At 68.3% G+C, this 22,774-nt stretch carries 18 protein-coding genes; 5 read left to right on the forward strand and 13 right to left on the reverse strand.

The annotated features are described in order from the left end of the window. Positions 1 to 115: 115 nt before the first annotated feature. The 7 genes from HOV77_RS27995 to HOV77_RS28025 all read right to left on the reverse strand — a co-directional run bounded on the left by HOV77_RS27995 (position 116) and on the right by HOV77_RS28025 (position 10,469). Positions 116 to 2,512, reverse strand: a complete 2,397-nt coding sequence (locus HOV77_RS27995; RefSeq protein WP_290866988.1) for an immune inhibitor A domain-containing protein — start codon at positions 2,510 to 2,512, stop codon at positions 116 to 118. Positions 2,513 to 2,689: 177 nt separating this feature from the next. Then, on the reverse strand, positions 2,690 to 3,319 hold the full coding sequence (locus HOV77_RS28000; protein WP_290866929.1) for an HAD family phosphatase: 630 nt from the start codon (positions 3,317 to 3,319) through the stop codon (positions 2,690 to 2,692). Between the two features lie 123 nt (positions 3,320 to 3,442). Continuing rightward, entirely contained in the window at positions 3,443 to 4,381 is a 939-nt protein-coding gene (locus tag HOV77_RS28005) for a PAC2 family protein (RefSeq protein ID WP_290866932.1), read from the reverse strand. A 267-nt stretch (positions 4,382 to 4,648) separates the two neighbouring features. Further along, positions 4,649 to 5,788, reverse strand: a complete 1,140-nt coding sequence (locus tag HOV77_RS28010; RefSeq protein WP_290866935.1) for a Glu/Leu/Phe/Val dehydrogenase dimerization domain-containing protein — start codon at positions 5,786 to 5,788, stop codon at positions 4,649 to 4,651. Further along, entirely contained in the window at positions 5,789 to 7,402 is a 1,614-nt protein-coding gene (locus tag HOV77_RS28015; RefSeq protein WP_290866938.1) for a 5-guanidino-2-oxopentanoate decarboxylase, read from the reverse strand. Beyond that, a complete protein-coding gene (locus tag HOV77_RS28020) occupies positions 7,399 to 9,312 on the reverse strand; it encodes an acetate--CoA ligase family protein (protein ID WP_290866941.1) in 1,914 nt (637 codons plus the stop codon). Before HOV77_RS28020 ends, HOV77_RS28015 begins: the two co-directional genes overlap by 4 nt. Further along, the gene (locus tag HOV77_RS28025; RefSeq protein ID WP_290866944.1) at positions 9,309 to 10,469 is read right to left on the reverse strand and encodes an acyl-CoA dehydrogenase family protein; all 1,161 of its coding nucleotides are present in this window, start codon (positions 10,467 to 10,469) and stop codon (positions 9,309 to 9,311) included. The genes HOV77_RS28020 and HOV77_RS28025 overlap by 4 nt, the downstream gene beginning before the upstream one ends. Positions 10,470 to 10,612: 143 nt before the next feature. On the opposite strand from HOV77_RS28025, the gene HOV77_RS28030 reads away from it, so the two are divergent. Beyond that, the gene (locus HOV77_RS28030; protein ID WP_290866946.1) at positions 10,613 to 11,761 is read left to right on the forward strand and encodes a cytochrome P450; all 1,149 of its coding nucleotides are present in this window, start codon (positions 10,613 to 10,615) and stop codon (positions 11,759 to 11,761) included. Here HOV77_RS28030 and HOV77_RS28035 read toward each other — a convergent pair. The 6 genes from HOV77_RS28035 to HOV77_RS28060 all read right to left on the reverse strand — a co-directional run bounded on the left by HOV77_RS28035 (position 11,756) and on the right by HOV77_RS28060 (position 19,928). Then, a complete protein-coding gene (locus HOV77_RS28035; protein WP_290866948.1) occupies positions 11,756 to 12,703 on the reverse strand; it encodes a DUF3152 domain-containing protein in 948 nt (315 codons plus the stop codon). The genes HOV77_RS28030 and HOV77_RS28035 overlap by 6 nt on opposite strands. Before the next feature lie 95 nt (positions 12,704 to 12,798). Then, a complete protein-coding gene (gene aspT, locus HOV77_RS28040; protein WP_290866950.1) occupies positions 12,799 to 14,490 on the reverse strand; it encodes an aspartate-alanine antiporter in 1,692 nt (563 codons plus the stop codon). Beyond that, a complete protein-coding gene (locus tag HOV77_RS28045; RefSeq protein ID WP_290866952.1) occupies positions 14,487 to 16,283 on the reverse strand; it encodes a bifunctional aspartate transaminase/aspartate 4-decarboxylase in 1,797 nt (598 codons plus the stop codon). The genes aspT (HOV77_RS28040) and HOV77_RS28045 overlap by 4 nt, the downstream gene beginning before the upstream one ends. A 28-nt stretch (positions 16,284 to 16,311) precedes the next feature. Further along, positions 16,312 to 18,009 (reverse strand): aspartate-alanine antiporter, encoded by a 1,698-nt coding sequence (aspT, locus tag HOV77_RS28050; protein ID WP_290866954.1) that lies wholly within the window; start codon positions 18,007 to 18,009, stop codon positions 16,312 to 16,314. Positions 18,010 to 18,060: 51 nt separating this feature from the next. Continuing rightward, a complete protein-coding gene (gene bioD / locus HOV77_RS28055; protein ID WP_290866957.1) occupies positions 18,061 to 18,819 on the reverse strand; it encodes a dethiobiotin synthase in 759 nt (252 codons plus the stop codon). Beyond that, positions 18,816 to 19,928 carry an 8-amino-7-oxononanoate synthase gene (locus HOV77_RS28060; protein ID WP_290866959.1) on the reverse strand — a complete coding sequence of 371 codons (1,113 nt, stop codon included), beginning with the start codon at positions 19,926 to 19,928 and terminating at the stop codon, positions 18,816 to 18,818. The genes bioD and HOV77_RS28060 overlap by 4 nt, the downstream gene beginning before the upstream one ends. 55 nt (positions 19,929 to 19,983) lie before the next feature. Between HOV77_RS28060 and bioB the strand changes: the two genes are divergently transcribed. From bioB to HOV77_RS28080, 4 genes are all read left to right on the forward strand, one after another. Beyond that, positions 19,984 to 20,979: a biotin synthase BioB gene (bioB, locus tag HOV77_RS28065; protein WP_290866961.1), complete on the forward strand. Its 996-nt coding sequence runs from the start codon at positions 19,984 to 19,986 to the stop codon at positions 20,977 to 20,979. Then, on the forward strand, positions 20,976 to 21,161 hold the full coding sequence (locus tag HOV77_RS28070; RefSeq protein ID WP_290866963.1) for a hypothetical protein: 186 nt from the start codon (positions 20,976 to 20,978) through the stop codon (positions 21,159 to 21,161). Before bioB ends, HOV77_RS28070 begins: the two co-directional genes overlap by 4 nt. An 85-nt stretch (positions 21,162 to 21,246) precedes the next feature. Then, positions 21,247 to 22,143, forward strand: a complete 897-nt coding sequence (locus HOV77_RS28075) for a sterol desaturase family protein (RefSeq protein ID WP_290866965.1) — start codon at positions 21,247 to 21,249, stop codon at positions 22,141 to 22,143. After that, positions 22,140 to 22,766: a lysoplasmalogenase gene (locus HOV77_RS28080; protein ID WP_290866967.1), complete on the forward strand. Its 627-nt coding sequence runs from the start codon at positions 22,140 to 22,142 to the stop codon at positions 22,764 to 22,766. The genes HOV77_RS28075 and HOV77_RS28080 overlap by 4 nt, the downstream gene beginning before the upstream one ends. Positions 22,767 to 22,774: the final 8 nt, after the last annotated feature.

The following is a 22,774-nucleotide window of genomic DNA, read 5'->3' on the forward strand; positions in this document are numbered from 1 at the left end:
TGACGGGTGCGAAGGAGCGGATGTGACAGCTGTGTGCGCCGTCACAGATTCAGGCGGTGCAACGAGAACGGCGCCCGGGGGCAAGCCCGGGCGCCGTCTGGTGACGACGGAAGCGTCAGGAGGTGACGCGGATCTTGATCGACGTGCCGCTCTCGTCGAGCACGCGGATCTTGACCCCCGCCGCCGGCAGGATGACGCCGTGGTTCGGCAGTTCGGCGTACCAGTAGGTCTTGGTGTCGTCGAACAGCGGCTGCGCCGCCTGGCCCCGGATGTAGTTCGGCACGCCATTGATGTGCAGCGTGAACGAGTCGGCCCGGGTCTTGCTGAACGGCGCGTCGTAGACCTGCACCCGCGACCGCCACGGAACCCCGTTGAGGTTGTACAGGGGAACCGGGTGGGCGTCGATGTACAGGTTCCGGCCGGAGCCGGGGTGGGCGAACGTGTCGTTGTCGGCGTACGACGTGTCCCAGTAGGAGATGAGCAGACCCTGCTGGTACGCGTAGTGGTCGACCTTGTCCGGCAACGTGTTCAGATAGCCGAAGTAGTACGGCCCGGTCTTGAGGTACTTGTCGTAGGAGACGTAAGACCGATGCCCGGCGATGTAGTAGTTGTCGTAGAACGCCGAGATGGACGTCCCGACGGCGGAGAAGCCCGCCACGGTCCAGCCGTTGTCGCCGTTCTCCGCACCGTCGCTCACGATCGCCGAACCGTTCGCCGTGATGGCGAGCTCGTCCACGAAGATGCCGTTCGGCACCGCCGGGTCGTTGCCGGCCGCCGCGCCGTCCGTGGCGTAGCGGATTCGCAGCGAGACCGTCTTGCCGGCGTACGCCGACAGGTCGAACGTCGCGTTGGTCCACGTCGCCTGGGTGCCGTCGATGCCGTTGCCCTCGGCCGCGTCGGCGATGCTGCCGGGGATGGCCGTCCAGCCGGAGCCGTCGTCGACTTCGACGTACGCGTAGTCACACGCGTCCGGCCCGCAGTCTTCGATGTCGTACCGGGCCTGGAAGGACAGCGAGGCCGTGCCGCTCGGCAGAGTCACCTGCCGGGCCAGGGAGGCCGCGTAGTCGTCGCCGGAACCACTCCACCACTGCTTGGAACCAGCGGCCGGAGCGCCCAGTGCGGTGACTACTTCCTTCTTCGGAAGCACGACCACGACCGCTTGCGGATTGTTCGTGTTGTACTCCTGCGGGCCGAGCGTCAGCGTGCGGTTCCCGCCGACTCCCGCTCCCGCCACCAGCGTCTCGTAGTCCAGCCAGCCGAGCTGCAGCTTGTTCCAGGCTCCGAGGTCGCCGGCGCGGTCGCCGATGAACTGCTCGCCCTTGGCGCCGAGTCGGCTCTGCGCCATGAGCGTCCAGTGCTCGTTGTTGTTGTCGCCGCCGTACGTGATGTTGTAGTCGTCCGGCAGACCGAGGTCGTGACCGAACTCGTGGAAGAACACGCTCCGGCCACCGTTCTCCGGCTGGATCGTGTAGTCGCCGATCCACAGGCCGGAGGTGCCGACCTGGGTGCCACCGAGGAGGTTCCCGGCCGGGCCCTGCGACCCGACGAGATTGTTGTACGCGTACCAGCGGTGGCTCCAGATGGCGTCCTCGCCCTGCTGCGGGTCGCCGTCGGCCTGGTCGCCGCCGGCGTGGACGATCTGGAAGTGGTCCATGTACCCGTCGGGCTCGTTGAAGTTGCCGTCGCCGTCGAAGTCATAGCGGTCCCACTTGTCGAACGTCGCCAGTTCGGCCGTGATCTCGGCATCGGTACGGCCGAGGGCCTTCTGGTCGGCGTACCACTGGTTGGCCGCGTCCTTGATCAGCGCCCACGTGTTCGAGCAGACGTTGCCGGCGCACGGGTAGCCGTTGGACCGGCCGTAGCGCGCCTCGTTGTACGGGACCTTGACCCAGTCGGTGACGGTGCCGTCCACGCTGTACCGCCCGGAGGACTGGGTCTCGTAGTAGGTCTTGAGCGACTCGACACCCTTGCCGGTGCCGAAGTACATCTCCTGGTAGTGATCCCGGTTGTAGTCGGGCTGCCACACGGTCGAGTTGTCGGCCGCGCGGTTCGGTGCCGGGATCGAGTTGACCAGCGGACCCTCGAACGTTGCCGGACCCTGCGTGTTGGCGTCGGTGTCCTGGTCGGGGTAGTTCGGATGCCGCGTGTTGCCGAACTCGGCCAGGATCACGAAGACCCGGTCGGTCGTCTCCCGCGACAGCTCCACGTACTGGTCTTTCTTACCCCGCCCCGAGAAGGCGCTGCGGGAGTCGCCGGCCGTCTGTCCGACCTTGACGACCGTGCTCGCACCACGCTGCTCAGCCTTCCGTTCGCCGTTCAGAACGGCGGTGATGCCTTGCTCGCGCAGCTCCCTTCGCTTGTCCTCCAAGGGGTTGGGTAGCTCGTCGACGCCCGGTGCCGCATCACCGGTCGCCTCCGTGCTGACGGGGGTCGTCGGCTTGGGCGCCGCCAGTGCCGCCGAACTCAGCGTGGTGCCGAGTCCGGATGCCAGCGACAAGCCGAGCAACCCCACGACGATTCTGCGCATGTCCACCTCCGGTAGGGGAGTCGCCCGCCACCGTTCGGATGAGCCGGTGTCGAGCGCGGGGGTACGCCTCTCGATCGGAGAGCCGACATGCAAACTAATCCGGATATCCGAAAATAGGAATAGCACTTCATCGAAAAGTATTAGCCGACAGTAGGGTTCCGGTTACCGTACGAGGGCGTACGCCTCCCGCAGATCTCCCCCGGCATAGATGTGCGTTGCGAGTGTCCGCACATGGTGGTCGCCGTTTACGGCTACTCGGACCGGCACCGCTGCGAACAATGCACTGTCCGATTTGGAATCCCCATACGCCACGCAGTCTTCCCTGGTCAGGCCGTAGCGGGCGGCCAGTTCGTCGGCGATCGTCACCTTCGACTGCGGGCTCAGCACACCGCATACGTCGAGCGTGGTTCCGATTGGGAACGGCACGTCGGGGAAGACCGCCGCGCGTACCTCGTGGACACCCCAGGCGCTCAACCGGCGGACGAAGAAGCTCGGCGACAAAGATATGACAGCACAGTGCTCGCCACGCTCGGTGATCTCGGTCCAGACCTCACGGATGCCCGCGAGCCAAGGCGCCCGCGCGAAGGCGTCGGCCACCACGTCCTCCGTCAAGGCCGACCACATCGTGTACGCCTGCCGCGCGTACTCGGCGGAGTCCACCACGCCGGTCGCGAACTTGCCGTCGAGCGATCGAAACTCGTCCACCTTGCCGATGACCTTGGCCAGCTCGATGTTGGCCGAGGAGTCGCGGATCAGCGTGCCGTCCATGTCGAACAGATGGAGTCGGCTCATCCCGCCCTCCCTTCGAATCTCGCCTGCTCAGGGGGCCTTTCTGCGAGCAGGGGAGATGAAGGATAGCGCTGAGGGCGGTCCTCCGCCAGGAAAACCGCCCTCGAACGCCTAAATGCGGGTGAACTATTCGCCCTGGTCTCGCCGCGAATGCTCGGCCAGGAACTTCTCCAGCTCCGCGCCGAGCTCGTCGGCGGTCGGCAAGGGCACCGGCTCGGTCAGCAGACTGGCGTCCCGGCCCCGGGTGAACGCGTCGTACTGCTCCTCCAACGCCTTCACGACCGCCGCCGCCTGAGTGTTGCTTTCCAGCTGACGTTCGATCTCGGCGCGTACGCGGTCGCCGGCTTCCCGAAGTTCGTCGGCGGGCAGCAGCAACCCGGTCGCCCGGGAGACCGAACTCAGCAGCAGCTCAGCCGCCGGCGGATACTCCCCCTCGGCGAGGTAGTGCGGCACATGCGCGGCGAACCCGATGGCGTCCATCCCGTTCTGGCCCAGCCGGAACTCCAGCAGATTCGTCACACTCGCCGGTACGCGTACCCGATCGATCCAAGGCTCGTAACCCGCGATCAGCTCGGCGCGCGTGCCGTGGGCCGTGGCCCCCGCCGGTCGCGTATGCGGAACCGACATGGGAATGGCGTGGATGCCGACCGTGACGCGGACGTTGAGCCGCTGGATGAGCAACGTCAGCGCGGCGATGAACCGCTCCCACTGCATGTCCGGCTCCGGGCCGGTGAGCAGCAGAAACGGGGTGCCGTCATGATCGCGCAGAGCGTGCAGCTCCAGCCGCGGATCGTCGTAGGACTCCCAGTGGTCGGCCGCGAAGTCCATCAGCGGGCGACGAGCCCGGTAGTCGAGCAACTGGTCGACGTCGAAGGAGGCGATCACCGGCCGATCCGGCAACGCCGGCTGCAAGACCTCCAGCAGGTGCTCGCGAGCCAGCCGACCGGCACCACCCGCGTCGATGAACCCGCTCAGGGCGTGCAGCAACACCGGCCGCCCGAGATCGGCCGCCGCCGGGCCGGTCAGCTCTGGCGCCAGCTCGAACAGTTCCTGCGGGTCTCGCACAGTCGTCAGCCTTTCACGGTCCGCACACGTACAAAGCGCACAACGCGTACGCTACGTGATCCATTCCCGCTCGGGAGCGCTCGTGCCTACGTCCCACAGTGCGGTCGGTACGCTCCCGCGACCTTACCGGTGAACCGTTCACCCCCGCCGCGCACCGTTCATGATCAGGGCGCGCCCGCCGACCGCCATGATCAGCGGAAGTTTCGCGGGGCTATAACCCCACAAAACTTCCGCTGATCATGAGCGCACCCAGCGCGCCGCGCGGCGCTACTCAACGCCGTCCACAGCGGCGCGCGCGAGCGCGGTAGCGGCGACACGGAGCGTCGTCGCGTCAGCCGAAGCGCGAGCGAGCGTAGCGAGCGTGAGCGAACCGAGCACGGAGGAGATCTTGGCGTACGCCGCCTCAGCGGTCGGCGAGATGTCGCCGAAAAGCGTCCACCACCACCAGGCGTTGGTTGCGACGTTCGCCACAAAGTCGGGAACCACCACGACTCCGCGCGCGTGCAACAAGGCCTCGGCGTCAGGAGTGGTAGCGACGTTGGCCGCCTCCACCACCAACCGGGCTCGCACGTCCGCAGCGTTCTCGGCGGTGAGGGCGTACGAGACGGCGGCGGGCACGAGGATGTCGCAGGGGAGGTCGAGCCACGAGGAAGACGAGACGACGTCGCCGGGGGCAAGACGGGACCGGTCGATCCGGCCGAAGCCGTCCCGGTGGCGCAGCAGGTTCTCGACGTCGAGACCCGAGGGGTTCACGACGAGCCCGTCGGCGTCGGCGATCCCGACGACGCGTACGCCGGCCCGGGCGAGGTAGCGAGCGGTCGCCCCGCCCATCGAGCCGAAGCCTTGAATCACCGCACGCGAACCGGCTGCGGAAACGCCGAGAGCGGTGAGCGCACAGGTCGCCACGCCGTACCCGCCGACGAGGTCGGCCAGGCTGATCCCGTCGACGTCGACGGCGAACCCGGCTTTGACCTGGGCGAGTCCGGCTTCCGGGTCAGGCAGCCGCCGCAGGGCGGCCTCGATGGTGGAGCGCAGCCCGATCTCGCCCGCCAGTTCGTCCAGCACGTCTTGGCGTACGCCGAGGTCTTCGCCGGTGGACCAGATCGTCTCCAGCAGCGGGCGCATCGCCTGGAGGTAGCGGCGCAACACGCCCCGCGCGTCGGGGTGGTGCGGCGAGCAGTCGATGCCGCCTTTGCCGCCGCCGAACGGCTGGTAGCGGTCGCCAGGCACGCGGACGACGGCTTCCTTCAGGGTCATCCCCCGGGCCAGGTCGCGCACCTCGTCGAGGGTGCAGCCCGCGCGCATGCGCAGGCCACCGCTCGACGCGCCTTGCCGCAGCGCATCCACCACCAGGTAACCGCGGCAGCCGGTGACCTCGTCGGTCCAGGTGACTTCCAGATAGGACACTTACGGAACCTCTTCCTCCACCACGAGCAGGGTCGGCCCGGGGTGCTCCAGGCTCGCCTTGACCAGGCTGCGCAGCTCATCCGGGGTGCGTACGGCGAATCCCGCGCCGCCGAGCGCGGTCGCCAGCGCGATCAGGTCCGGCACCGGCAGGTCGACGCCGACCGGGTCGATCGACGCCGCGCGCATCTCGGCCCGGATCTCGCCGTATCCGCCGTTGACGAAGACGACGATCGGCAGGGCGATTCCCTCGGCGGCGGCCGTCGCGAGCTCCTGGCAGCTGAACATCAGGCCGCCGTCGCCGCACAACGCCACGACCGGCCGTCGCGGGCGCGCCACCTTCGCGCCGATCGCCGCCGGCAGCGCGTACCCGAGCGTTCCGAAGCCGGTGGGAAAGCCGAACGCGCCGGGCTCGTGCACCGGCAGGTTGCCCAGCGCGCCGTAATACCCGGCCATCGCGTTGTCCGCGAGCACCAGCGCGCGCTTGGGCAAAGCCGCGGCCAACGCGTCCATCCAGGCCGTCCATCGCGCACCCTCCGCGCGCGCTTGAGCACGAATCTTCGCTTGTACGCCGAAAGCAGCGGTCTCCTCGGCGATCTCGTGTTCGGGCTTCAGGAGCGGGAGGAGTTCTTCGAGGGCGGCCGTGGCGTCGCCGCAGATCGGCAGCGCCGGGCGCGCGTTGATGAGCAGTTGGGTGGGGTCGAGGTCGATCCGGATGACGTCACCGCGCGGGGCCGGCGGTTCGTACCAGAAGTCGCTGGGCGCCATCTCCGTGCCGATGGCCAGCAGGACGTCCCGGTCGGCCAGCCACTCACCGGCGGCAGGCAGGTGCGCGGCGGCACCGAGGCTCAACGGATGGGTCTCCGGGATGATCCCCTTGCCGTTGGCCGTGGTCAGCACACCACAGCTGAGCAGTTCGGCGATCGCGACGACCTGGGCGGCTGCGCCCCGGGCACCACCCCCGGCCAGGATGCCGGGCCGCCGGGCGCCGTTCAGCAACGTCGCCGCCCGGATGATCTGCGCCTCCTCGGCGCGGCGGCGGGCTACGCGCAACGGCGGGGCGAGGCATACCTCGGCGCTCTCGGTCAGCAGGTCGAGCGGGATCTCCAGGTGCACCGGCCGGGGTCGTTCGGCGGCGAAGTCGGCGAAGATCTGGGCGACCGCCTCGGTCAGTTCGGCGTGACTGCTCACCCGATGCGAGTAGCGCACGATGTTGGCCAGGGCGGCCCGCTGATCACGCATCTCGTGCAGCAGACCGGTTCCCCGCTGCGGATGGCGCACCGGCATACCCGGTGAGACGGCGAGCACCGGAACCGAGTCGGAGTACGCCTGAGCCAAGGCCGCCGTGATGTTGAGCAGCGCCGGGCCGGTCGTGACGAGAGCCACCCCGGGCCGGCCTGACGTCCGGGCGTACCCGTCGGCGGCGTAGCCGGCCCCCTGTTCGTGCCGGGTGGTTACGTGCCGGATCTTCGCCGCCGCGAGATGCCGGTAGATCTCCAGGTTATGCGTGCCGGGTATGCCGAAGACAGTGTCCACTTTGTGCGCGGCCAGGCTCGCGACCAGCGTTTCGCCGCCGGTCATCCACACCGCGCCGGGCTGGCTCAGGGTATGAGTCATGAAACATTTTCTCCATGACAGTCGAGCGCCACAGCCCCGTCCGGCGTGACGAGTACCGGGTTGAGTTCCAATGCCGCGAGTCCGGCCGTTCGGCAGACGGCCTCGGAGACCGCCACGATCACCCTGGTCAACGCAGTCACGTCGACCGCCGGCCGACCGCGATGTCCGGCTAGCAGCGGAAAGATCCGCAGGTCGCGCAGCATCTCCTCGGCCCGGTACGCATCGACGGGAGCCAACGCGACGACGGAGTCGCCCAGTACCTCCGTGAGCAGACCGCCCGCGCCCACCACGACGACCGGGCCGAAGCCGGGGTCCCGCCGGGCGCCGACCAGCACCTCGATCCCCTCGGCGAGATCGTGCTCCCGTTCGACGGCGTACGCCGGACTGGCCGGAACGCGGCCGAACGCGGCGGTCACCTCGGCCGCGGTTCGCAGTCCGAGGACGACTCCGCCGTCGTCGGACTTGTGCGCCCGGCCCAACACCTTGAGCACCACCGGATATCCGATCCGCTCGGCGGCGGCGACCGCCTCGTCGGCGTCGCGTACGCGTTCGGCCGCGGCGAAGGCGACCTCGGGCAGCAGCGCCCGTCCCGCGAAATACCAGTCACCCGACGGCGCTTCATCCACTGTCGACGGCAGCTCCGGCATGCCCTGCCGCGGAGTCGTCGCGTGCGCGACCGCTTCGATCGCATGCTCGACGGCCGGCCAGACCGGGACGCCCGCCGCGGTCAATCGGCGTACGCTCGCCGACGGTCCGGTGGGCGGGAACCCGGCGAAGCTGTGTGCCACCACGGGGACATCGCCGCCGGAGGCACCGATCACGGACGCCACCTCGAGTTCGGCCGCCGCCATCGCGGGGTCGTCGGCGCTGTAGCCGCCGAAGTAGCCCGTGAGCAGCACGCAGTCGACGTCGCCAGTGGCGGCCAGGTTCCGGACGGCTTCGGCGTACGCCGACAGGTCGCGCTCGCCCGCCCCGGCCAGGTCCACCGGCGGCCGTGGCACCGACAGTCCGGCCGCGATCGCCAGGTCGGCCGCGAGGATGCCGTGCCCGCCGCCGTCGCCGACGATGCCCAACCGGCGACCGCGTACGCGGGGGACGACGCGGCACGCCTCGATCAGCTCGGTCGGCGTACGCACAAGGCGGATGCCCGCGTCCCGGCAAGCAGCCGCCAGTACGGCGTGATCTCCGGCGAGCGCACCGGTGTGCGTACGCGCGGCGGCCGCCCCGACCGCCGACCGGCCCGCCGCCAGCAGGGTCACCGGGATTCCACTGTCGACGATCGCCGCCGCTTGTTCGACGAGCGCCCGGCCGTCGCTGAGGTCTTCGAGGTAGAGCGCGATCGCGCGGGCATCCCCGTGCTGGGGTAGCAGGTCGACCGCCCGGAGTCCGGCCGCGTCGCCCAGCGACGCGAACCGCCGGAACCCCAACCCCGTACGCCGCGCGATCGCACCGAGTTCCAGCGCGAGATTGCCGCTCTGCGAGAAGAGCGCGACGTCACCGGCCGGCAGCTCACCCCACAGCAGACTCAGGCCGCTCAGCGAGTCGTAGACGCCCAGACAATTGGGACCGAGCAAGACCGCACCTTGATCGCGTACCACTTGGGCGATCTGAAGCGCGACGGACGGGGCGAGGCCGGCGGTGATCCCGACGACGGACCGCGCGCCTGCGGCCAAAGCGGTGTCGACCGCGGCCGGGAAGGCGGGAGCGGGCACCGCGATCACCGCGAGATCGACCGGCCGCTCGGGTGCCGCGGTGAACGCGATGGTCTTCAGCTGCCCGGGCCGCAGGTTGATCAGCTGAACGTCCACACCGGACCGGAGAGCGCCTTCGGCCAGCTGACGGCCCCACGAGCCGGGCTTGTCCGAGGCGCCGAAGACGGCGATCGAATCGGGTTCGAAAAGGGGGTTCACCGCAGCGACCTGGCAATGATCATTCGCTGGATGTCAGAGGTGCCTTCCTCGATCTCCTCCAGCTTGGCGTCGCGCATCCACTTCTCGGCCAGGTACTCGCGCGAGTACCCCCAGCCGCCGAGCGTCTGCACGGCCGCCCACGAGCAGAACATGGCCGTCTCGCTGGCGGTCAGCTTCGCCATGGCGGACTCGGTGGCGCAGGGCAGCCCGGCGTCGAGGCGTCGCGCGGCCCGCCAAGTGAGCAGCCGCGACGCCTCGATCTTGGTTGCCATGTCGGCGAGCCGGAAGGCGACGGCCTGGTGTTCGATGATCGGCTTGCCGAACTGAACGCGTTCTCGCGCATAGCTCGTGGCCAGGTCGAGGCAGGCGCGGGCGAGGCCGGTGGCCGACGCCGCGAGCACGGTGCGCGAGATCTCGAAGGTACGCATCAAGCCCTGAAAGCCTTGGCCCTCCGCCCCGAGCCGATCTTCTTCAGGGACGAAGACGTCGTCGAGGAAGATCTCGGTGTTGATGATCGCTCGCTGCCCCATCTTCTTCATGGGCTGCCCGAAGCTGAGCCGATCCTTCGTGACGAGAAACGCCGTGACGCCCTTGGCCCGCTTCGCCGCGTCGACGGTGGCGAAGATCACGTAGTACTCGGCGACTCCGCCGTTGGAGATCCAGGCCTTCTGCCCGGTCAGCCGATAGCCCCCGGTCGTACGCTCGGCGCGGGTGGTGATCGCGGCGGAGTCGGAGCCGACGCCGGGTTCGGTCACCGCCAGCGCCGTCATCGGCGGGTTCGGGCCGGTCAGCGGCCGCAGCCAGCGCTCCTTCTGGTCCTCGGTGCCCAGTTCGAGCACCGGGTCGGCGAAGAACCCGTTCGAGGTCAGCAGGTTGCCGAGGGCGGCGTCGGCCGCGCCCAGCTCCTCTTGGACGAGGCACTGCGTGAAGACGTCGGTCGCACCGCCTCCGCCGTACGCCGTGGGCAGCATGAAGTCGGTGATCCCCGCCTCAGCGGCCTTTCGCCATACGTCCCACGGGGTCTCCGTGTCGGCCTCGTCGACCTCCCGGGCCACCGGCCGTATCTCGCGCGCGCCGAACTCCCGGCACAGATCGAGCAGGTCACGCTGCTCGTCGGTCAACGCCACGAGCTCCACCGGCAACTGAGAGTTGATCATGAACCTATGGTCCCCATCGACGGCGTGGCGCACCCCTCAACCGCGTGATCAACCACGGCCGGTGGCGCTTACTGACTGGCGAGTCAGTAGACCCGTTCGGCCCTCCGGCTGTCAATGCCCGCCCCCCAGATACTCTCGGTGACGTGCTGTTTCGGACCTGGGAAGCATCGGCGGACTCCCCCGTCGCGATCCGGGACAGCCACGTTCTGGTCTCCTCGCACACCCTTGTGCGGCAAGTGCTCGCCGATCCGGAGACCTTCGCTCCCCACAACGCCCTCGACGCGGTGACGCCGATTCCGGTCGCGGCTCTACGCGTACTGGCCGGGCACGGGTTCCGCCTGCCGCCGACGCTCGCCAACAACGGCACCCCGTCCCATCCGGCGATCCGAGGACTGGTGGAGAAGGCGCTGCACCCGCATCGGGTGGCCGCCCTCCAACCCTGGCTGACCGGGATCGTGCGGCGGCGGGTTGCGTCGCTGGCCATCCGGCTGCGGTCGGGTGAACCCGTCGACCTGTACGCCGACCTCACCTCGGACTTGCCGTTGCTGGCACTCGCCCGGCTCGTCGACCTCCCCGACGACGACGTACGCGTGGTGAAGGAGTTCTCCCGGGCAGCGCTCGAACTCTTCTGGGCCCCCGTGGATCTCGACCGCCAGCTGGCCCTCGCCGAGATCGTCGGGCATTACCACGCCGTCCTGCGCAAGCATGCCGAGCAGGGCGAGGGCATGATCGCCGAGCTCCGCACGCTCGGCGACCCCGATCTCGTCGTAGGAGCGCTGTTCTTCCTGCTCGTCGCGGGGCAGGAGACGACGTCACAGTTCCTGACGCTGCTGTTGCATCGGCTGACGACCGAACCGGCGGTGCTGGCCGGGCTCGCCCGCGGCTCGATGCGGGTCGACGACGTGGTCGAGGAGGGTCTGCGGCTCGTCCCGCCGATCACCACCTGGCGGCGGGTCGCCACCCGCGCCGCGACGCTCGGCGGCGTCGAGGTGCCGGCCGGGGCGTCGATCCTGTTGTGGCTGGCCGAGGCCGGCCGAGACCCCTCGATCACCGCCGAACCGCACGACTTCGTGCCCGGCCAACGGGGGTCGCGGCGGCATCTAGCCTTCGGGGCGGGCGCGCATCGCTGCGTCGGCGCTCAACTGTCCAGAATGGAGGCAGCCGTCGTGGTCGCCGAAGCCGCCGGGCTGCTCCGGTACGCCGAGGTCGTCCGAGCGCCGTGGTGCCCCGACAACCTCAGTTTCCGGATGCCGGACACGTTCCAGATCACCGGGAGCGGCCGCCGATCATGACGGCGCCCACGGTCCCATCACGAAACGTCCGTCCTCAGTGAACGGGTACGGGTTGGGCAGGCAGCCGTTCAGGGCGATCGTCTGGGTCTGCATCACCGGGGCGAGCTGACCGGCACCCGGGCAGAGCATGTGACTGAACCCGAGGAAGTGCCCGGTCTCATGACTGATCACCATCTGCCGGTACGCCGGCATGTCGGTGAAGCCGTCCGCGCCGTACAGCCAGCGGCGCAGGTTGATCAGGATGTTCTTGCCGTACCGGCAGGAGTACACGCCCTCGGTGTCCACCCCGGCCGAGCCGCAGAGCTTGTCCACAGTGGTGGGCGTCGCGAGCCGGATACGTACGCCGTAAGTCCCGTCGCTGACCCGCTGGAAGGACCAGGACTCGTTGCTCATGCCCTCGGCCGGGTCGGTGACCGGGTGCGCCGCCGAGGCGATCCAGCCGCGCTCGTTGCCGAGGATGCCGTCTACGGCGGTGGCGAAACCAGCCGCCGTCCACGGCGCGACCCGGCCCCAGTTGATGCCCTGCTCGACTTCCACCTGGTACTTCACCAGGGTCTCGCCGTTACCGACGACACCGGTGTTACCGGTCGCGATGGCGAAGGTGCCTGCACCGGTCACCGGAGTCTGGTCGGCGACGATGATCGGCACGTTGGTGCGATCGGTCCGGGCCGGCAGCGAATTGGTGAAGACCCTGGTCGGGCTGCGCCGAGGCAGCGGTACGGCCGTCCCCGTCGGCCGGGTGATCGCCGCGGGAGTCGGCGAGTTCTCCCCCGAGAGAGCGAGCTTGGCGACCGGAGACTGCTGCGACTGGCTGGAGTCGACCGCGCTCGGGCCGGCTCCGCTCGGGCCTTCGGCGACATCGTCGTGTGCCGCCGGCTTGCAGCCCACCAGCGCGACCGCGCAAATCACTGCGCTGACCGCCGGTATCCAGATTCGCCGCATGGACGTCCTCCCCCGAACGAGATCCGCGGGGACGCTATCACTATGCGAAGCGGGAGGCGACCCTCAGTCGCCTCCCGCATTCCGTACTGCTGGTGTTAGTTGAGCGCTCCCGTCATGGCCACCACGATCGGACCCATCAACGGCAGCACCACGTTCGACAAGGCGTACACGATGGTGTAGCTCATCAAGGGCGTGGCGTTGCCCGCCGCCTGCTGGACCGCTGTGGCCGCCGGTGTCGAACACTGCTGGCCAGCGACCGCGCCCAGGGTGAGCGGCGCGGGCAGTTTCATGATCTTCCAGGCCACGAACAGCGAGATCGAGGCCGGGATCAGGGTGACCAGGATGCCGGAGATCGGCAGCGCGAACCCGAACTTCTTGATCAGGTCGATCGCCTCCGGCCCCGAGGACAGGCCCACCGCGCAGATGAAGGTGGCCAGGCCGAGGTCCTTGACGACCTGGGCCGCCGCCGGGTGGTACTGCCCGTGCTTCGGGTTCTTCGCCCGCAGCCAGCCGAACAGCAGACCGGAGAGCAGACAGCCGCCGCCGGTGCCGAGCGAGAGCGGGATGTCGCCGAGCGGCACCTCGATCTTGCCGATGAGCATGCCCAGGATGATGCCGATCGAGATGAAGACGATGTCCATCTTCACGCCCGGATCGATCTTGAAGCCGACGCGCGGGACGAACTTGTTCAGGTCGCTCTTCATGCCGGTGAACTTGAGCGTGTCACCGCTGTTGATCTGGGTGCCGTTCTGGACCGGCAGGTTGTGGTCCATCCGGGTGATGCCGGTGAGGAAGACGCCGTGGCGCTCGCCCGTCGGGATCGACTCGCGCAGCTCGCCCAGGGTCTTGCCGCCGTAACCCTTCGCCGTCAGGATCGCCTCCTGGACGTCGAGGTCGACGTTGAACCCGGTCACGCTGGCCCGTTCCGGGCCGATGATCCGGTCCGCGTCCAGCAGGCTCTCCCGGCGGCCGTTGAACAACACGAGGTCACCGGAGGTGAGCCGGGTGTCGGGCTGCACCGCGACCGACTCACCCTGCCGCTGGATGCGCTCGATCGCGACACCCGTGCCGAGGACGTTCTCGACTTGGCTCACGGTCTGCCCGGCCGCCATCGTCACCTCGTGCGCCCGGCCCACGACGTCCGGCAACGCCGGGGTCGCGCCCTCCTCGTCCGAACCGCCGCCCAGTTTCTTCCAGAGCTTCTCGGCCTCGTCGCGGAGGTTGATCCGCATCAGCGCCGGGGCGATCTGGCTGGTCAGCAGCACGATCGTGATCAGGCCCATGATGTATGAGATCGAGTACGCCGTACCGACGTTGGCCTGCAGAACCTTGATCTGATCAGCGGGTAGGTCGAGTTTGCCGATGGCGTCGGTGGCGGTACCGACCACCGCCGATTCGGTCGCACCACCGGCCAGCAGCCCGGCGGCGGTGCCCTGGTCCAGCCCGAGGATGACGGTCGCCAGCGCGACGACCACCAAGATGGTGACCACCTCGATGAGCGTGAAGATGCCGTACTTCAGGCTGGCCCGGTTGAGGCTGGCGAAGAAGGACGGGCCGCTCATGTAGCCGAGGGTGAAGATGAACATGGCGAACGCGATGTTCTTCACCTGGCTGTTGAGGGTCACGCCGAGCATGCCGACGAAGATCGCGACGATCAGCGTACCGGCGACGCCGCCGAGCGAGATCTTCCAGAACTTGATCTTTCCGATCGCGAAGCCGAGCGCCAGGCAGACGAAGAGCACCAGCCCGTCGACCGACTTGAAGAGATCGGTCAGCCAGTCCTTCACCGCTTCGACCCGGCCCGGGCCGTGGCCTTCCCGGCCGTCGTCTTCTTAGCCGTCGCCTTCTTGGCGGGAGCCTTCTTCGCGGTAGCGGTGGCGGCCTTCTTCGCCGGCGCCTTCGCGACCGCTTTCTTCGCGGGAGCCGCCTTCTTCGAGGCCGCCTTGGCTGCGGTCTTGCCGCCGGTCACCTTCTGGAACTCGGCGTAGTAGCCCTCCATGATCTCCCGGAGCCACTTCCCGATGTCCTGATAGGACTCATACCGGAGGTTCGCCAGGCTGACGCGTACGCTCCATTCGGGTCCGTCGAAGCCGCCGCCGTTGAGCAGGACGACCGAGCCCTTCTCGGCCAGCCGGAACACCGGGTCCACCGGCTCGAAGTTCTTCCCCAACCAGGTCGCGAACTCAGGGCTGATATAGCGCTCGGCGTAGTTCATCAAGTCCAGCTCGATGTAGTAGTGCGCCGCGTTCGGATCCTTCGGCAGCTTCACTCCCATGCCCTTGACCAGGGCGTGCAGCCGCCGGGCGATGATCGTCTGGCAGACCTCCTGATACGCGCCCTGCTCGTCGAGGAGGTCGAAGAGCGCGAACAGACCCATCTGAATCTGCTGCGGCAGCGACAGCCCGGCGGTGTGGTTCAGCGCCACCTGCCGGGAGTCGGCCACGATGCGGTCGATGAACTTGAGCTTCTCCGGCTCCAGCGTGATCGACGAGTAGCGCTCGTTCAGCTGCGCCTTGCGCTTGGCCGGCAGCTTGGCCAGCTTGCCCTCGAAGATGTTGTCCCGGTTGACCGCGATGACCCCGAGCCGCCAGCCGGTGCAGCCGAAGTACTTGCTGAACGAGTACACCCCGATGGTGTTCTTGGGAACCGTCGACATCAGCGACTCGAAGCCGTCGACGAAGGTGCCGTACACGTCGTCGGTGATGATCGTCAGGCCCGGGTTCGAGGTTTCCGTGATCCGCTTGATGTGCTCACGGGACTCCTGGGAGAGCGCGACCGACGGCGGGTTCGACGGGTTCACCATGAACAGCGCCTTGACCTTCGGGTCGGCCAGCTTGTCCAGCTCACTCGGGTCGTACTGCCAGGTGTGGAAGCCCTCGGAGTCGAATCGGGACGCCTTCAGCTCGACGACGTTGAACTGGTAGCGCTCCAGATGCGGGATCTCCAGGTACGGGGTGAAGATCGGCGTCATGATCGCGATCGTGTCGCCCTTGTTCAGCATCCCGTTGATCAGCGCCGAGTCGAACAGGTAGCACATCGCCGCCGTCCCGCCCTCGACGGCGTACAGGTCGAAGGGCTGCTTGGGCGCCTTCCCGCCGCACATCGCCTTGACGAGGTACGCGTGGACGACCTTCTCCATGTGGGTCAGCATCCGGTCCGGCTCCGGATAGTGATCGCCGATCACTCCGTCGGCCAGCTCCCAGGCGTACGCGTCGGGGTCGAACTTCAGCTTCTTGACGCCATAGTCGAAGCTGCGCTGGAGGAGCGACGCCCCGGGCTCGTTCCGGTTGGACTGCAGGAAGGCCTTGTAACGCTGGGCGATCCCGGACTTGGCCGGCATGCCGCCGACGCCGTCCCACTCGTCCCAGTCACGCCGGGACTCTTCGATGCCGAACCGGCCGAGGAGGAAGAACGCCTCCCGGGGCTCGGTCGCGATCCAGTTCGGGTTGCCCCGGCCCGCGTTGAGCATCGTGACCGCTTCGAGCTTCACGTTCTCGTTCGCGAGCTCGATCAGCGAGTTCTTCAGCTCGAACGGACTGAGCGACTCCAGTCGCTTCTGTTCGGCTCTCGACGTAGCCATTCCTCTTCCCCCCGCGTGATGTATCTACTTAGGACAACAGGGCGACGATGACCGTGCCCCAGATGGTGAGCAAGGTGTTGCCGATCGCGTACGGGACGGTGTAGCCGAGGACCGGCACCCGGCTCTTGGCCGCGTCGCACACCGCCCCGATCGACGCCGTCGTCGTGAACGTTCCGGCGGTCGAGCCCAGATTCGTGGCGGTGGGCCATTTGTAGATCCACTTGCCGAGGAACAGGGTCAGGAACATCGGCAGCAGCGTCACCACCAGCCCGGCGAAGAGCAGGCCCAGGCCCTCGCTCTTGACGCCGGAGATGAAATCCGGCCCGGACTGGATGCCGACGATGCCCACGAACATGCACAGGCCACCGGTGTCCATCAGCCACTCCGCGGCCGGTGGGAACCGGCCGAAGGACGGGTTGCGGGACCGCAGCCAGCCGAAGATGAGGCCCATGATGAGCGCGCCGCCGCTGGTGGTGAGACCGATGTTCGCTCCCGCGATGGCCACCGTCGGAATACCGATGAGGCCACCGAGGAAGATGCCGAGGCCGATGTAGGAATAGTCGGTCTCGTCGCTGGTCCGGTTCGGCTTGCCGATCGCGGGCACCGCCTTCTCGACCAGTTCCTTCGGGCCCTCGATGGCGATCTCGTCGCCCTTGTGCAGCACGGTCGTCAGGCCGAACGGGATCTCGACGCCGGCCCGCACGATCTTCTTCACGAAGAGGTTGCGCGCCTCGTCCTCCTGGGCGAGTTGGGCGAGCGTACGCCCCTCGAACTTCTTGTTCAGCAGGACGACCGAGAGCGTCTCGACGTCGTAGCCGAGCAGTTCGGTGTCGTCGACCTCGGTGCCCACCGCGTTCATCTCGCCGTGAATGAAGTCGCTGTGGTTCGCCGTCACCGTGACGACGTCACCCGCTCGCAGCACCGTGTCCGGCGTGGTGAACGCCAGTTGATCACCCCGCCGATAGCGCTGGAGGTAGATCCGGCGCCCCCGGCTGCGCGCCAGCTCCTCCTCCGCCTGAACGGTGCTGCCGTCCAGCTCCGAGCCCTCCGAGACCCGGTAGGTCCGGCGGACCACCTGCCGGTACGCCGGCTGGCTGTCGGGGTCCTTGAACGTCCCGAGCTTCTTCTCCAGCTCGGCACACTCGGCGACCAGGTCCTTCGTGCCCAGCATCCGCGGTGCCAACTGCGACAGGAAGTACGCCGCGGCCGCGGTGCCGAAGAGGTAGCAGACGGCGTACCCGACCGGGATCTGGTTGACGAAGGTCTGCTTCTGGTCGTCGGGGATGCTCGACGATCCGTTGATCGCGTCGGTGGCGACACCGATCACCGCCGACTGGGTCAGTCCGCCCGCCAGCAGACCGGCGCCCCAGCCCGGTCCGTATCCCATGATCTTCGCCATGGCGAAGGCGATGATCAGACCGAAGACACAACCGACGACCGCGATCACGAGCTGCGGGATGCCGTCCTTCTTCAAGGCGGCGAAGAACTGCGGCCCGACCCGGTAGCCCAGGGCGAACAGGAAGCCGATGAAGGCCACCGTCTTGACCAGGTCGGGGATCTGGATGTCCAGCTGACCGACCAGCACACCGGCGAGCAGCGTACCGGTGACCGAGCCGAGGGTGACACTCTTGATCTTCAGCCGGCCGATCGTGAAACCCAGGGCAAGGGTCAGGAAGATGGCAAGCTCGGGATGAGCTTGCATCGACTCCTTGAACCAATGCCACATACCAGGCAAATTACGGCAAACGCCCCGACTGGATGAGGCGATTAGAAAAGATCAGTAATCGTCCTCAGCGAGCAGCCGAGGGTCGTCGCAACTGCCGTAGAGCGTCTCGGTGAACCAACCCGGCGCACTGCGCCGGAACACTCCCGGTTCCATGGAGCCGGCCCCGTCCGGGAGCAATCCATGCAGGTCACCGGGCAGATCGTCGAGGTTGGTCAGATGGACCAGCTCCGGCTCCGACGGCCAGGCGCCGAGCACCACCAAGCCGGCCACGCCCCGGCGGTCGAGCGCCTCCAACGTCAGCGCCGTGTGGTTCAGCGTCCCCAGTCCGGCCCGGGCGACCACGATGGCCGGAGCGCCCAGGCTCACGGCGAGGTCGGCGACCGTCCAAGCTCCGCCGCCGGGGATGTCGGCGATCCGCGGGCCCATCGGGACCAGCAGCCCGCCCGCGCCCTCGACGAGGACCAGGTCGTGCTCGGCCGCCTGCCGTTTGACCTCGTCGACCACGGTGTAGAGGTCGAGCGGGGTCAGCTGCGCCACCCGGGCCGCCGCGAGCGGAGCGAGCGGATCGGGGTACGACGCCAGCGTCCGGGTGGTGGCCGGAGCCGCCAAGTGCCGCACCACCTCCTCGTCGGAGACCTCGCCGTACGCGGGATCGACGCCGGTCTGGCCCGGTTTGACGACCGCCACCCGCAGTCCGCTCGCCGTCGCGCAGGCGGCGATCGCGGCGGTGACGACGGTCTTGCCGACGCCGGTGTCCGTCCCGGTGACGATGACGGCGCCGGTGAGGGGTCCGGTCAAGGGGGTGGTCATGGTGCTGCCTCTACGACTTTCTCCAGCGCTTGCTCGAAGGCCGCCCGGGGCACTCCGACGTTGACCGTCAGGCGCAGCCGGGACACATGGTCCGGTGTGGACGGTGGCCGGAAGCACCCTACCGCCACCCCGGAACGCCGGCACGCGGAGGCCCAGCTCGCCGCCTGCTCTGCGGACGGTGCTTCCACGGAGACGACGCCACCAGCTGGCAGGCGTACGCGCAAACCGGCGTCGGCCAGCCTGCTGTGTGCGTACAAGCTGCGCGAACGGAGCTCGACCCGCAACTCGGGCGAGGTGACCGCGATCCTGGTGGCGGCGAGGACCCCGGCCGTGACCGCCGGCGGAAGCGCGGTGTCGAAGATGAACGTGCGCCCGGTGTCGATCAGATGCCGGACCAGCGCGGACGGTCCGGCGACCAGACCACCCGCGCCACCGAGAGCCTTGGACAGCGTGGCGGTGATCACCACGTCGTCCTCCCCCGCGAGCCCGGCGGTCGAGTCCTCGACCACCCCGAGACCGTGCGCGTCGTCGACGAGCAGCAGCGCGCCGTGCTCCCGCGCGACCTTGTGCAGGTCGCGGAGCGGGGCGAGGTCGCCGTCGACGGAGAAGACGGACTCGGTGAGGACGACGGCGCGTTTGGTGTCGCGCAGCACTTCGGCCAGGTGAGCGGGATCGCCGTGGCGATACGTCACGGTACGCGCACCGGACAGCCGGCCCCCGTCGATGAGGCTGGCGTGCACGTGCTCGTCGGCGACCAGAGTCGTCTGCGGCGTGACGAGCGCCCGGACGATGCCGAGATTCGCCAGATAACCGGACGAGTACACGAGGACTTCGGGCGTGCCGATCCACGCGGCCAGCTGTTTTTCCAACTCGGCGTGCAGATCGGTGGTGCCCCGGACAAGCCGTGAACCCGTCGCGCCGAGACCGTACGCACCCAGCGCCGCACCAGCCGCGGCGATCACTTCCGGGTGACGGGAGAGCCCGAGGTAGTCGTTGCCCGCGAGATCCACCACGGGATCGGCGGCCGGACGGGGACGGAGATCACGCCGCAGACCGGCCTTGTCGCGCAGCTCGGCCTTGCGCGCCAGGGTGGCCAGCCAGTCGGACACTTCCCGGGTCCCCTTCCAGGTGAGCGATGGTTAAGGCACCTTGTAGGGTACGGCCATGACCGACATCCTCGAGTTCGCCCGTGCGCAGGTTCTCGATCGAGGCGTCGGCCTCGACGAGGTCGCAGTCCTGGAGATCCTGCGGCTGCCGGACGAGCGCATCGCCGACGCCCTGCAGCTCGCGCACGAGGTGCGCATGCGCTGGTGCGGCCCGGAGGTCGAGGTCGAAGGCATCGTCTCGCTGAAGACGGGCGGCTGCCCGGAAGACTGCCACTTCTGTTCCCAGTCGGGGCTTTTCTCCTCCCCGGTCCGGGCCGTCTGGCTGGACATCCCGTCGCTGGTCGAGGCGGCCAAGCAGACCGCGGCCACCGGTGCGACGGAGTTCTGCATCGTCGCGGCCGTCCGCGGCCCCGACGCCCGGTTGATGGCGCAGATGCGCGAAGGCGTGCAGGCGATCAAGGAAGCGGTCGACATCAACGTCGCGGCCAGCCTGGGCATGCTCACCCAGGAGCAGGTGGACGAGCTGGTGGAGATGGGCGTCCACCGCTACAACCACAACCTGGAGACCTGCCGGACGTACTTCCCGAACGTGGTCACCACGCACTCGTGGGAAGAGCGCTGGGGCACCCTCAAAATGGTCCGCGACTCCGGCATGGAGGTCTGCTGCGGCGGCATCCTCGGCCTCGGCGAAACCGTCGAACAACGCGCGGAGTTCGCGGTCCAGCTCGCCGAGCTCGACCCGCACGAGGTCCCGCTAAACTTCCTCAACCCGCGCCCGGGCACACCCCTGGAAGACCAGCCGGTCCTCGACCCCAAGGACGCCTTGCGCGCCATCGCCGCCTTCCGGCTCGCGATGCCGAGGACGATCATCCGGTACGCGGGCGGCCGCGAGATCACCCTGGGCGACCTGGGTACGCGCGACGGCCTGCTCGGCGGCGTGAACGCCGTCATCGTCGGCAACTACCTGACGACGCTGGGCCGCCCGGCGACGCAGGACCTGGAGCTGCTCGCCGAGCTGAAGATGCCGGTCAAGGCGCTGTCGGCGACCCTATGAGCGGTTTCTGCGGGAGGTGCGGCCGCGCCCTTTCCACCGAGCCGGCCCATGTCGACTGCGCGGCGGCGCTGGAGTTGGAGCCGCCGCGCTACTGCACCCAGTGCGGCCGGCGGATGAAGGTGCAGGTCGTGCCGACGGGGTGGTCGGCGACCTGCGTCGAGCACGGTGCCCTCTCCTCTTGACCGCTTCATGATCAGCGGAAGTTCGGTGGGGTTGTAGCCCCGAGCGGCTCTTCCTAACGCGAGAGTTGCTCACTAGTATCCGCGCATGCCCGTCCCCGACCTGCCCGACGTCGTGCTCTGGTCCGTCCCGGCGTTCATCCTGCTGACCCTGCTCGAAGCGATCTCGTACCGGCTGCATCCGGACGACGACGAACTCGGGTACGCCGCCAAGGACACCGCCGCCAGCCTGTCCATGGGATTGGGCAGTCTCGGTTTCGACCTGCTCTGGGGCATCGTCCCGGCGTTGGCGTACTCGGCGATCCATCTGCTGACCCCGCTCGAGGTGCCCGTCTCCTGGCAGTGGATTCTGGTGTGCCTGCTGGCCCAGGACTTCTTCTACTACTGGTCGCACCGCAGTCACCACGTGATCCGCGTACTGTGGGCGTCGCACGTCGTGCACCATTCGAGCCGCCGCTTCAACCTGTCGACCGCGTTGCGGCAGCCGTGGACCGGATTCACGAGCTGGCTGTTCTATCTGCCGATGATCGCGCTCGGCGTACATCCGGCAGTGCTCGCCTTCTGCAGCTCCGTCAACCTCGTTTATCAGTTCTGGATTCACACCGAGCGCATCGACAAGCTGCCGCGGCCGTTCGAGTTCGTGCTCAACACGCCGTCGCATCATCGCGTACACCACGCTTCGCAGGGTGGCTATCTCGACCGCAACTTCGGCGGCATCCTGATCGTCTGGGACCGGCTGTTCGGCTCGTTCGCCCCGGAGACCGAACGACCGGTGTACGGGCTGACCAAGAACATCGAGACCTACAACCCGCTGCGAGTCGCCTTCCACGAGTACGCCGCGATCGGGCGGGATCTGCGGGCAGCGCGTACCTGGCGAGAGCGCCTCGGGCGGCTGTTCGCCGGGCCGGGCTGGCAGCCGCAACCCGAAGCCGGACCGGGCTGGCAGCCGTCGGCGCCGGCCGAGTCCGAGGGAGCCGGCAAGTGATCCTCGTCGTGTACGCCGTCCTCGCGGTGACGCACATCGTAGTCTCCGCCTTCGACGTGACCTGGGCCGAATGGGCCACCAAACCGCTGCTCATGCCGCTGCTGGCGCTCTACGTCGGGCTGCGGAAGGGGCCGCGCCTCGTGGTCGCCGCCCTGCTGTTGTCGGCGGCGGGCGACGTGGCGTTGCAGTTCGCCGAGCCCGACCTCCTCTTCCTCGTCGGCATGGGGTTCTTCGGTGCCGCCCACGTCTGCTACATCGCGTACTTCGTCCGGCACGGGCGTCGCCGGCTCGGGGTGGTCCCCGTCTATGTGCTGCTCTGGGCCGGTTTGATCGCCTGGTTGTGGCCCGATCTCGGCGCGTTGCAGGTCCCGGTGGCGGCGTACTCGCTGCTGCTTTTCACGACGGGAGCGACCTCCGCGCGCCTGGGCCTGCGCGCGGGACTGGGCGGGGCGTTCTTCGTCTTGTCCGACACCCTGATCGCGGTCGGGCTGGCCGATCACGATCTGCCGGGCCCGGACATCTGGGTGATGGTCACCTACGCGTTAGCGCAGGTACTCCTCGCAACGGCGGTAATCGGGACGCATCAGTCGCACAAGTTGTCCGCCAAGGACAACGCATCGTAACCCTTAAA

The sequence above is a fragment of the Hamadaea sp. genome (assembly GCF_013362815.1).
In the GTDB taxonomy this organism is placed as follows: domain Bacteria; phylum Actinomycetota; class Actinomycetes; order Mycobacteriales; family Micromonosporaceae; genus Hamadaea.

Coding starts and splice junctions, on each gene's coding strand:
- bioB (WP_290866961.1), top strand. CDS start 19,984: ATGACCGACATCCTCGAGTTCGCCCGTGCGCAGGTTCTCGATCGAGGC.
- aspT (WP_290866954.1), bottom strand. CDS start 18,009: ATGTGGCATTGGTTCAAGGAGTCGATGCAAGCTCATCCCGAGCTTGCC.
- HOV77_RS28045 (WP_290866952.1), bottom strand. CDS start 16,283: ATGGCTACGTCGAGAGCCGAACAGAAGCGACTGGAGTCGCTCAGTCCG.
- HOV77_RS28035 (WP_290866948.1), bottom strand. CDS start 12,703: ATGCGGCGAATCTGGATACCGGCGGTCAGCGCAGTGATTTGCGCGGTC.
- HOV77_RS28070 (WP_290866963.1), top strand. CDS start 20,976: ATGAGCGGTTTCTGCGGGAGGTGCGGCCGCGCCCTTTCCACCGAGCCG.
- HOV77_RS28075 (WP_290866965.1), top strand. CDS start 21,247: ATGCCCGTCCCCGACCTGCCCGACGTCGTGCTCTGGTCCGTCCCGGCG.
- HOV77_RS28025 (WP_290866944.1), bottom strand. CDS start 10,469: ATGATCAACTCTCAGTTGCCGGTGGAGCTCGTGGCGTTGACCGACGAG.
- HOV77_RS28000 (WP_290866929.1), bottom strand. CDS start 3,319: ATGAGCCGACTCCATCTGTTCGACATGGACGGCACGCTGATCCGCGAC.
- HOV77_RS28015 (WP_290866938.1), bottom strand. CDS start 7,402: ATGACTCATACCCTGAGCCAGCCCGGCGCGGTGTGGATGACCGGCGGC.
- bioD (WP_290866957.1), bottom strand. CDS start 18,819: ATGACCACCCCCTTGACCGGACCCCTCACCGGCGCCGTCATCGTCACC.